Annotated in this window: 11 protein-coding genes; 2 read left to right on the forward strand and 9 right to left on the reverse strand. The window is 36.9% G+C overall.

Going from position 1 to position 11,128, the window contains the following annotated elements:
• Positions 1–134: 134 nt before the first annotated feature.
• The 9 genes from udk to leuC all read right to left on the reverse strand — a co-directional run bounded on the left by udk (position 135) and on the right by leuC (position 8,064).
• On the reverse strand, positions 135–776 hold the full coding sequence (gene udk / locus MT391_RS05480) for a uridine kinase (RefSeq protein ID WP_499442792.1): 642 nt from the start codon (positions 774–776) through the stop codon (positions 135–137).
• A 152-nt stretch (positions 777–928) separates the two neighbouring features.
• A complete protein-coding gene (locus MT391_RS05485; RefSeq protein WP_499497165.1) occupies positions 929–1,285 on the reverse strand; it encodes a VanZ family protein in 357 nt (118 codons plus the stop codon).
• A 41-nt stretch (positions 1,286–1,326) separates the two neighbouring features.
• The gene (locus MT391_RS05490) at positions 1,327–2,196 is read right to left on the reverse strand and encodes a DnaJ C-terminal domain-containing protein (protein WP_499497166.1); all 870 of its coding nucleotides are present in this window, start codon (positions 2,194–2,196) and stop codon (positions 1,327–1,329) included.
• Positions 2,197–2,709: 513 nt separating this feature from the next.
• Positions 2,710–2,922: a cysteine-rich CWC family protein gene (locus MT391_RS05495; RefSeq protein WP_499497167.1), complete on the reverse strand. Its 213-nt coding sequence runs from the start codon at positions 2,920–2,922 to the stop codon at positions 2,710–2,712.
• Between the two features lie 133 nt (positions 2,923–3,055).
• A complete protein-coding gene (locus tag MT391_RS05500; protein WP_499497168.1) occupies positions 3,056–3,586 on the reverse strand; it encodes a hypothetical protein in 531 nt (176 codons plus the stop codon).
• 145 nt (positions 3,587–3,731) lie between these two features.
• On the reverse strand, positions 3,732–4,163 hold the full coding sequence (locus tag MT391_RS05505; protein ID WP_028869829.1) for a DUF3010 family protein: 432 nt from the start codon (positions 4,161–4,163) through the stop codon (positions 3,732–3,734).
• Between the two features lie 194 nt (positions 4,164–4,357).
• On the reverse strand, positions 4,358–5,887 hold the full coding sequence (locus MT391_RS05510; RefSeq protein ID WP_499442777.1) for a hydroxymethylglutaryl-CoA lyase-like TIM-barrel protein: 1,530 nt from the start codon (positions 5,885–5,887) through the stop codon (positions 4,358–4,360).
• 148 nt (positions 5,888–6,035) lie between these two features.
• Positions 6,036–6,656, reverse strand: coding sequence for a 3-isopropylmalate dehydratase small subunit (gene leuD / locus MT391_RS05515; protein ID WP_166371849.1), 621 nt, complete (start codon positions 6,654–6,656; stop codon positions 6,036–6,038).
• A 10-nt stretch (positions 6,657–6,666) separates the two neighbouring features.
• Positions 6,667–8,064: a 3-isopropylmalate dehydratase large subunit gene (gene leuC / locus MT391_RS05520; RefSeq protein WP_037072059.1), complete on the reverse strand. Its 1,398-nt coding sequence runs from the start codon at positions 8,062–8,064 to the stop codon at positions 6,667–6,669.
• 305 nt (positions 8,065–8,369) lie between these two features.
• On the opposite strand from leuC, the gene rnd reads away from it, so the two are divergent.
• Together rnd and MT391_RS05530 are read left to right on the forward strand one after the other, a co-directional pair.
• Entirely contained in the window at positions 8,370–9,479 is a 1,110-nt protein-coding gene (gene rnd, locus MT391_RS05525; RefSeq protein WP_499497169.1) for a ribonuclease D, read from the forward strand.
• 212 nt (positions 9,480–9,691) lie between these two features.
• Positions 9,692–11,035 (forward strand): AmpG family muropeptide MFS transporter, encoded by a 1,344-nt coding sequence (locus MT391_RS05530; RefSeq protein ID WP_499442780.1) that lies wholly within the window; start codon positions 9,692–9,694, stop codon positions 11,033–11,035.
• Positions 11,036–11,128 lie beyond the last annotated feature (93 nt).

Raw genomic sequence — 11,128 nt, forward strand, 5'->3', positions numbered from 1 at the left:
AAAAATAGGGCATATTATACCTTGCAAACTGTATTATCCCTATGGAATTTTACGCCTTTATGGTGTGTGACTAAAAATAAAAAACGCCTCAAAATAGAAGCGTTTTTTAATGGTTATTGAGTGCGGAAATGAACTTATTTATTCAATAAATATTTGATACGTGTTTTTAATATATCCGTTGCGATACGATTTTTTCCACCACGTGGAATGATGATATCGGCGTGTTGCTTTGATGGTTCAATAAATTGTAAAAACATCGGTCTTACTGTTTTTTTGTATTGTGACATCACTGAATCTAATGTTCTTCCACGCTCCATAATGTCGCGTGTTAAACGGCGCATTAAACAAATATCTAATGGTGTATCGATAAAAATACTAGCATCAATTTGGTTGCGTAATGTTGAATCTGTTAGTAATAAAATACCTTCAATGATAATAATTTTTTTAGGAGATAAGTTAATCACTTCATCGGTACGTGTATGTTCGGTGTAACTATAAACGGGAATTTCAACAGATTGGTTATTTTGCAGTAATTTTATATGCTGGCTTAATAACTGATGGTCAAAGGCTTTTGGGTGATCGTAATTAGTTTGTACACGTTCTTCCATTGGCATGTGAGATTGATCTTTATAATATGCATCTTCAGAAATGATGCCTATTTGATCGGTGCCTAATTCTTGGCGAAGCTCATTACAAATAGTATGTGCAATTAAACTTTTCCCTGAAGCTGAAGCTCCTGCAATTGCGATAACGACACAGTGATTTTTATTCAAAATTGACCTTCATAAAATTAATTAAATGTTAGAAATATAAAATAGTATAGCGTTGAAATGGCAACCTACAATAATGCCCTTAACTTATTTTAATAATGATTTAAAACAGGTTAAGGGCAAAATATAAATTCTATTAACGCTAGGTTTGTAAATGTTTACTGTTTACTAGCAAAACGATTAATAAAATAAGCAATGATTGAACCACAGACTAACCCACCGATATTGGCCACCATATCCAACCATTCACCATATCGATTAACATAAGGCTGTATTAACTCAATGCTTCCACTTAACAGTACATATAAAATAAAAACAACCACCCAATTATTCGGCTTTTTTAACATTAATGGCAAAACCAAAACACTGTATGCAATAAAATGATGGGTTTTATCACTGCCCGGTACGCCCGGTAAACTGGGTAAAGGAGATAATGATAGTGAAGCTATTATCGCGACTAACAATAACGATAGTGCTATCCAATATTTTCTTATTAACTGTAATAGATAGTTCATAAAATAGTATGGGCCTTGTTGCTCAAATCTAAGTTAATGTATTAAGTCATTGTCTCAGCTAATTCACTTAGCAGCTTATGCTGATGATCTGTTAATTCCGTTGGCGTTGGGATCACAACGGTGTAAATTAAATCACCAATATGGTCACTATTCATGGATTTAACACCGCGGCCTTTAATTCTGAATTTACGTCCCATTTGCGTTCCAGCAGGTATTTTCAGATTAATATGTCCACTAAAGGTTGAAGCCTTAGCGGTTCCACCTACAGCTGCAACCGGAAATGAAGTGATTAAATCACAGTAAAGATCATCGCCTTTTCGAGTGAAAAAATCATGTGCTAATAACACGACTTCAACAAATAAATCACCGCGTCCAGCACCTAATGTGCCAGGGTTACCTTTACCAGGTACACGAACTCGTTGTTTATCATTAATACCCGCCGGCATTGTGACTAATAAAGGTTCAGTTGTATTTGGTAAACGCACTTCTTTAATACAACCTTCAACCGACTCTTCTAAGGTCATGTCGATTTGTAAAATAATGTCTGAACCTTTCTGTGGCTGAGGTTGGTAACGTTCTTGACGCTGCTGGCGTTGTCCGAACATATCCCCAAACATATCATTGAATTCACCACCTTGCCCGAATCCGCCCTGCCCAAAACCGCCTCGCCCTTGCGCTTGGCCATTTTCAAAGGCGCTATGCCCAAAATCATCATACTGCTGACGTTTTTCTGGATCATTTAATATTTCATAGGCCGCTTTAACTTCACGGAATTTTTCTTGCGCAACTGGGTTATCTGGATTTCTATCAGGATGATATTTCATCGCTAATTTTTTATAGGCTTTTTTAATCTCTTTCTCAGATGTAGTTTTACTGACACCTAATACTTCATAACAATCACGTTTCGACATTTTTCTCTCAATAATTCCATTGTAGTTACTATAATGCGGCGATATTGTGCACTAGTTTATTAGCTCACTGCTTAAGAAGCGATAGCCATGATATAAAATAATGGCGATTTTTTTATTGCACAACAAAGCGCGCGAATTATAGCGTAACTAATTTGAAATCACATAAAAATTGCTAAAGGAAAAAACAAAACAGTAGCAAATAATGTTATATCAATTATTTTAAATAAACGTTCTAAATTTTGTACAGAAAAAATGACGTAACTTAAGGCGTAAATTTCGTAAATGGTTATTTTATTTACAAAACTTATAACGAAGAGATAAGTTGTTTTAGCAAGCAAAATAGATCCGTTAATTAGTGTGACTGGTTTTAAGGTATGAAGCTATTAAGGCTTTGACTAAAAACTTATATTCTAAATGATAGCGATATTATTATGCGAATCTAGGAGAATACAAACTGAATCTTTTAACGAAAAACGAGCATAGTTTAAAAAGCATGTAATCAAAGGGAAGGCTTTATTTTTTCAAAAATAGTGAGGGGTTTTCATTAAAACTGACAATGCATTGTCGACAAATGCAGCTTTTATTTTTTAGTGCTTCAGGCAATAGGTTTAATAGTTCCTGTGGTACGCTTAAATCATTACACCAACAGCCTTGCTTAGCTGCAACATCGCATCCATTAGTTTGTAAACAAAGCGGACAAGCGGCTTGATTTGTTTGTTCTGTCATTTAAATGGTCTATTTATTTAAGAAGCTGTGATTGCAAAAGTAAAATACAAAGCCCAGTGAAAAGCAAAACCACAACAACTATTTGTGCTCACTTCAATTCACTTAAACAAAGGGCTTTTTATATTAACTGATATTAATCAACACTACATGTATCGTGCTGACAATTTTCATCATGCTGATGATCGTCTTCACTATGTGCATTTGAGTATGAAGCTAATACTTCACTGCTAGGACTGTAATCGTCATCATTACCTGCAATATAACGTAGGTGTTCCCAAGTTAGCATATAAGCAAAAAACAAACGATGTTGGCGTTTTATTTTAATGCTTTTTGAGGCAAATAGTTGGCTACCAGCATAACCTTGTAAAGATTCAATAATGTTAACGTAACGTAACCAAGGCAATGTATTGTGTTTGCTTGGGTTAAAGTTAACTTGATTAAACGCGGTTAATGCATTCCAAAAATGTTTATTAGTATCAGCATTATGTGTTTTTCTAGCTTCTTCAATTAACGAAAAAAAGCTTCTGTCGGTTGATTGTTCAACACCAAGATAATCTTTTAATTGTGTTATTAAATGTAATTCTGCTTGATAAAAAAACGCAGCCAATGAAACTGGTTGTTGTGTTTTAAATTGCGCAACAAAACTTTCAAAATTTGTATCCACAGGTTTCTCCCTGTCATTTTTAGTAGAACATGACCCACTCATTTCATCATAGCTGTATTATGATGATCTAACCTTGTTTGTTAATACCAACTCCGCTACCTCAAGCTTCAGAGAGAACAGAGCATGGCAGTAACGGGTATAAATATTAACCTAATTTATTTTGCAAATAACCAAATGCGGTTAACATTGCTTGCTCTTGGAACTTCTTAAGTCCTAATTCAACCGCTGTAGGTGTATTTTGTGCTTGCTTAAGGCCTTTTTTGATATAGTCAGATGAGATAACTTGTACCTCTACATCACGCATTAATTGCAATGCACCTTCAATTTTGAAGCTTAAAGTATGACCTGCAAACTTACCTTTTAACGCACGTTCACGAATGATCACTTTATCAATTTGGTAATCTTTCATTAACTGTGCAAAATCAAACTGAAACTTTTTTAACGGTTCAGTATTAATAGGGTCATTTAATGTTAGTTTTGTTGTACGCACAGGCGGTACGTCGTAAAGACCGTTTTTAAACTGCATAATCGCAATAACGGCTTCGTTACCTGTTAATTCAACACCACATACTCTCATTGTCTTTCCTCTTATCTTTCAATCATTATTCATCTGCTAATAGTATATTAGCCAAAAAACAAAAGCCCTAATCAAAGATTAAGGCTTTTGTAATAACTCGCTGAACATTAAATGAATAGTCAATGAACATGCATCTCATATTCGTGCCGCAAATTATTTTTTATTTTTATGTAAAGCGCGAGTATACACTTTAACTAGTTAGCATGCATACGTAAATTTATCATACGAATAGTTGCGCCAATACCGGCAAGTACTTGGTTAGCGTTCACGCCACGTGTAGTAAATTGCTCATCGCCATCGGCCCAAGTAACGGTACACTCAGTGAATGCACTAGTTTTACCACCAGGAGGAATACGTAATTCAAAATCCACCAGCTCAGGGAACACAAAGGCGCTGTTATCTAAGACTTTAGTCATTGCACTAATAAAGGCATCAAAACCACCATTACCACTACCACTGCTTTTATAGATTTTATCTTTAACACGTACTCTAATACTTACCGTTGACTCTAAATCTAGTCCAGAATTTATTGAGCAGTTTAACAACTCAACGTAGTTGTAATCGTTACGCTCTAATAAATCTGCAATAATAAAGGGTAAATCATCAGCAGTAATAGACGCTTTTTGATCACCTAAACGCACGACTCGTTTTAATAGTTTTTTCTGTTGATCCGCATCCAGTTCAATATCCATTGCTTCTAAGTTTTTTGCTAATGAGGCTTTGCCACTCATTTTACCTAGTGCATAACTACGTGAACGCGCAAAACGTTCCGGTGTCAGCGCTGAAATATATAAGCCACCTTTGCGGTCACCATCGGCATGAATACCACTGGTTTGAGTAAATACATCGGCCCCGACAATAGGCGTATTATCGGCAATGCGCTTACCTGAAAAATTTTCGACTAATTTACTTAGGTTGTGAATTTCCGATTCATCAATATTTACTTTTTTACCTAATTTATCTTTCAACACCACAGCAACTTCAGTTAACGATGCATTTCCAGCACGTTCACCTAAACAGTTCATCGTACAATGGATAGAAGAAACCCCTGCTTTAACCGCGTACATAGCATTCGCCGTAGCCAAGCCGTAATCATTATGTGGATGGAAATCAAATTGCAATTTAGGGAAACGAGTCACCATATCACTTAAGCTGGCGAACACTTCATCGGGAGACATTACTCCTAAAGTATCGGGTAACATAAAATGATCAATACCGGTATCGGCTAGTTGAGTGACCATTTCATAGACATATTGAGGGCTATCTTGGTAACCATTTGACCAATCTTCTAAATAAATATTAACTTTTAGACCTTGCTCAAGTGCATAACTTATTGTTTGTTTAACATCTGCAACATGTTCATCTAAGGATTTTTTTAATTGCTCAGTACAATGTTTCAAACTGCCTTTAGCTAACAAATTAAGTACTTTGCCACCAGTATCTTTGATCCAATCAACACTTAAGGTGTGATCCACAAATCCTAATACTTCAATGCGCTCCACTAACCCTTCTTTTGCAGCCCAAGTGTTCAACTTGCTTACCGCTTCTTTTTCTCCTTCAGAAACACGTGCTGATGCAACTTCGATACGATCAATTTTAAGCTTCTGTAATAGTGCTTTCGCTAGGCTAACTTTTTCTGCAGGAGAAAACGAAACCGCTTGCGTTTGTTCTCCATCGCGTAATGTTGTATCCATCAACTGTACAGTGACATTATCTTGAGTCATTGTTTACTCCACTTGAGATCTTAAGAAAAAACTTATTGCAGTCAGTACATTCAGTCTTCACTGCAATAAGTTTTCGATAAAAAAGGCGCAACCAGTGCGCCTTTGATTCTGTTTTTAAACTATTTTTCAATAGCTTAAATTTTACTGATTAAGCGCTAGGCCATAACCATGGAAGACGTTTTTTCTGTGCATTTTCGTACGCAGAAATTTGTTCTTCATGCTTCAATGTCCAAGCAATGTCATCAAGACCATCAAGTAATGATTCTTTACGGAATGCATCAACTTCAAAAGAGATTGATAAACCACCTGGTGTTGTTACTTTTTGTGCTTCTAGATCAACTGTGAATTCAACACCTTCATTAGCAGAAATTTCAGCCATTAAAGCAGCAAGTTGCTCATCAGTTACGATAATCGGTAAAATACTATTTTTAAAACAGTTGCTATAAAAAATATCAGCAAAGCTAGTTGATATAACAGTATTAAATCCATAGTCAGCGATTGCCCAAGGCGCATGCTCACGAGATGAACCACAACCAAAGTTTTCACCAGCAACTAGTATTTTAGCGCCTTGGAAAGCTGGTTTGTTTAATTCAAACTCTGGGTTTGGTGTAATGTTATCCGCAAGGTAACGCCAGTTATGGAATAAGTTAATACCAAAACCTGTACGCTCCACTTTTTTCATGAAGTTTTTTGGGATGATTTGATCCGTATCGACGTTACTACGATCCATTAACGCTGCGATACTTGTATGTTTAATATATGGTTGCATTATCTAGCCCCTATTTCCAATCTCGAATGTCTACAAAGTGACCTGCAACTGATGCTGCAGCGGCCATTGCTGGTGAAACAAGGTGAGTACGTCCACCTTTACCTTGACGTCCTTCGAAATTACGGTTTGAAGTAGATGCACTACGTTGTCCATCTTCAAGCTCATCACCGTTCATAGCTAGACACATTGAACAACCTGGATCACGCCATTCCCAACCTGCATCTAAAAAGATCTTATCAAGACCTTCTTTTTCTGCCTGTACTTTAACAGGGAAAGAACCTGGTACTGCAAACGCTTGTACACCAGCAGCTACTTTTTTACCTTTCAGTAATTCGGCAGCAGCACGGAAATCTTCAATACGACCATTAGTACAAGAACCGATAAATACCACATCGATGTGGATATCAGTAATTTTTTGGCCTGCATCTAATGCCATGTATTTAAGCGCATTAGCACAAGCTTGTGATTTAACTTCATTAGTGAAATCAGATGGAGAAGGAACCACACCTGTTACAGAAATAACTTGCTCAGGTGATGTACCCCAAGATACTTGTGGAGCAATATCTTCAGCTTTTAATTCAATAACGGCATCAAACTCTGCGCCTTGATCAGATACCAATGATTTCCAGTATTCAACAGCTACAGGCCAATCTTCGCCTTTAGGTGCAAACTCTTTGCCTTCAAGGTAATCAAATGTTACTTGGTCAGGTGCAACAAGACCAGCACGTGCACCCGCTTCAATCGCCATATTACATAGCGTCATTCGCCCTTCCATTGTTAGGTCGGTAATGGTATTACCTGCGAATTCCATTACGTAACCTGTACCGCCAGCAGTACCTGTTTTAGCAATGATAGCTAATGCGATATCTTTTGCTGTTGAGAAAGCAGGTAATTTACCTTCTACTTTCACTAGCATTGTTTTTGCTTTTTTCTGTTGTAATGTTTGTGTTGCCATTACATGCTCAACTTCACTCGTACCGATACCAAACGCTAACGCGCCAAATGCACCGTGTGTTGCTGTATGGCTATCACCACAACATACAACCATACCAGGATGAACGAAACCATGCTCAGGCACAACGATGTGAATAACACCGTTTTGCTTACTGTCCATACCGTAAAGATTAATATCATTTTCTTCACAGTTAGCAGTCATCGTTTCAACTTGTTTTTTTGCAATAACATCAACAATATTAAAACGGTCTTTAGTTGGTACACAGTGATCGATTGTACCTAGAATACTATGTACGTTACGTACTTTACGGTTTTGCAGACGAAGGCCTTCAAACGCTTGTGGACTTGTTACTTCATGCATTAGATGTCTGTCAACAAACAAAAGCGGAGAGCCTGCTTCTGGTTCATGAACTAAGTTCGCATCCCAGATTTTTTCATACATTGTTCTAGTCATTGTTTCCCTTACCACACTATTACTTAAAATCTTTTTCCGGCCTAAACATATTTGGATAATGCGAATGATTATCAATAAGCAGATCGCGGCGCATTTGTAAAGCATCATTCTAATTGATCAAGGTCAATCCTACAATATAGTGACATAACTTTATCTGCAGCAATTAAATATTTATGCACTAATTAACACATTTTATGCATAAAAATAGAGGCGAGTGAAAATCATATAATCAATATTTCAATAGAAAAAAGATAACAAACTCCGTAATATAGCGGCATATTAACTCTCTATTAGGCTTATCGTTGATGCAATTTGATATCATCACTACACCAATACAATTATCTGAGTATGTTGCCACATTAGATAACTCACCTATTTCTTTAGACACTGAATTCGTCCGCACCCGTACTTTTTATGCCAATTTAGGTCTATTACAAGTATCACAAAATGAAAAGATCGTCTTAATCGATCCTATCGCGATCGGAGATATCAGTGCATTTTGGCAGGCGATAGATAATAAAGCCTGTATTTTACATGCCAGTAGTGAAGATTTAGAAATCATCAGGCAACAAAAGGGTGACTTAAATATTAAGTTGTTTGATACACAGGTAGCCTGCGCATTTTTGAACCACGGCGCGTCCTTGGGTTATGCCAAAATGGTTGAATTAATAGATGGCGCTGTATTAGATAAGGGAGAGTCTCGTACCGATTGGTGTGCTCGACCGTTAACCCAAAAGCAGCAACATTATGCCGCCGCTGATGTGTTATATCTCGAGCCGAGTTTAGTTGTTTTACAAGCGCAACTTGCAGAAAAGAAAATGACCGATTTTTTTGAACAAGAATGCCAAATGATTTTAGATCAAAAGATGAAACCAATTGACCCCGATAAAGTTTATAAATCATTAGATAATCTGTTTAAGTTAGATAGACACAGCTTAGCCATCATTAAAGCATTAGCTAAATGGCGATTACAAACTGCACAGGCGCGTAATCTGGCGCTTAACTTTGTAGTGAAAGCAGAACATTTATGGTTATTAGCTTATTATCAGCCAGCTTCAGTCAACGATTTAAAACGCTTAAACTTATTACCTAATGAAATTCGTATTCACGGGCAAAATATTTTATCCGTTATCGCAGAAGTGTCCACGCAAGATCCTGAAACCTATCCGCCCCTTATTTCTCGTTTAATTGATTTTCCTGAATACAAAAAAACCTTAAAAGAGATGCGTGATAAAATTAAAGCCTGCGCAGAAAAAAATGAGCTACCAGTTGAATTAATTGCGTCTAAACGTGTCATTAATGAGTATTTAAGTTGGTCTTGGAAATTAAATGATCAACAGCGTTTAACAGCACCTAAACCAAAACTGTTAAGCGGATGGCGTTTTGAGCTGATCGGGCATCAATTTAACCATTAATTTAACTGCGAACAATGACAGATTATAAGAATCGCTGATTTCATTCATCACTGTTTCGATTAACTACTGTTTTGATTCAAAAAGAAGACAAGCGAATCTAAAAACCGTCTAATTGATCTAGACGGTTAGCCTACAGTCTTAAACTAATTTCTTTTATGCATCTGATGCATATAGATTAATGCGTATCAATTAATACGTAACTAGGTTAATAAATGATAATAAAAACAACATCGCCCACCGATAAACCAACATGGCTAGAAAGCAGCAAAATTTATCTACAAAAGCGAGTTGCTATTTTATTTTTTCTTGGCTTTTCTGCAGGCCTTCCCATCCTATTAGTTTTTTCAACTTTGTCCTTTTGGTTACGAGAAGCCGGAGTAAGTCGCGCTAGTATTGGCTTTTTTAGTTGGATAGCCTTGGCTTACGCGTTTAAATGGATCTGGTCACCGTTTGTGGACCGTTTATCTATTCCAATGTTAACCGCTTGGCTTGGACGACGACGTTCATGGTTATTACTATCTCAACTAGCCATTACCGCTGCAATTATTGGCATGGCAATGAGCGATCCTCAGCAAAATCTCACCTTATTTGCTATTTGTGCTTTAGTCGTTGCTTACAGTTCAGCGACGCAGGATATCGTCATTGACGCTTTTCGTATCGAATCTGCACCAGAAAAGTTTCAAGCCGCTATGGCAGCTGCCTACATGACAGGATATCGACTAGCAATGATCATGGCTGGAGCAGGTTCTTTAGCTATTGCAGCATTAGTCAGCGACTCACAGGCTTACCAATTATCGGCATGGTCAACATCATACTTTGTAATGGCGGCTTGTATGAGCGTAGGGATTATTACTACATTTATTGCCCAAGAACCTGAATATAAAAGTACTTTACAGCCACATACAAAAGTACATTTAACCCCTATCGCACGTTTTAGGGCATGGTTAGAAATCGCAATAGTCGCGCCTTTTTCAGACTTTTTTAAACGCTATGGCAAGCATGCTTTATTAATATTATTGCTGATAGGTAGCTATCGTATTTCTGATATTGTAATGGGCATTATGGCTAACCCTTTTTATGTTGATATGGGCTATAGCAAAGGGGAAGTAGCAGCCATTTCTAAGGTATTTGGGGTAATAATGACTCTGCTTGGCGCAGGATTAGGCGGCATATTATTAACACGTTATAGCACCTATACGATCCTATTTTTAGGCGCATTTTTAGTTGTTGTAACTAATTTTATCTTTGCCATTTTAGCTTTTGTAGGAAAAGATTTAACGTTATTAACGCTGATCATCTCCATGGACAATATTAGTGCAGGCATCGCGACCACAGCCTTTATCACTTATATTTCTAAACTAACAAATATTGAATTCTCTGCTACTCAATACGCATTATTTAGTTCAATGATGTTGTTATTCCCGAAATTTATTGCCGGTTTTTCTGGGGTCTATGTAGATAGTTTTGGTTATGTTAACTTCTTTGTCGGCTCCGCCTTAATAGGCATTCCGGTACTTGGTTTAATTATGCTGTTAAAAAAAATCATCGAAGAATAAGCCAATCAATTAACTTATAACCAACGTAACTATAAGAAATTGTACTTATTATGCGAATCTAGGACTTATAACCGACGTAACTATAACCAACGT

This window comes from Vibrio sp. 1-Bac 57, from assembly GCF_037546855.1.
Taxonomy (GTDB): domain Bacteria; phylum Pseudomonadota; class Gammaproteobacteria; order Enterobacterales; family Psychromonadaceae; genus Psychromonas.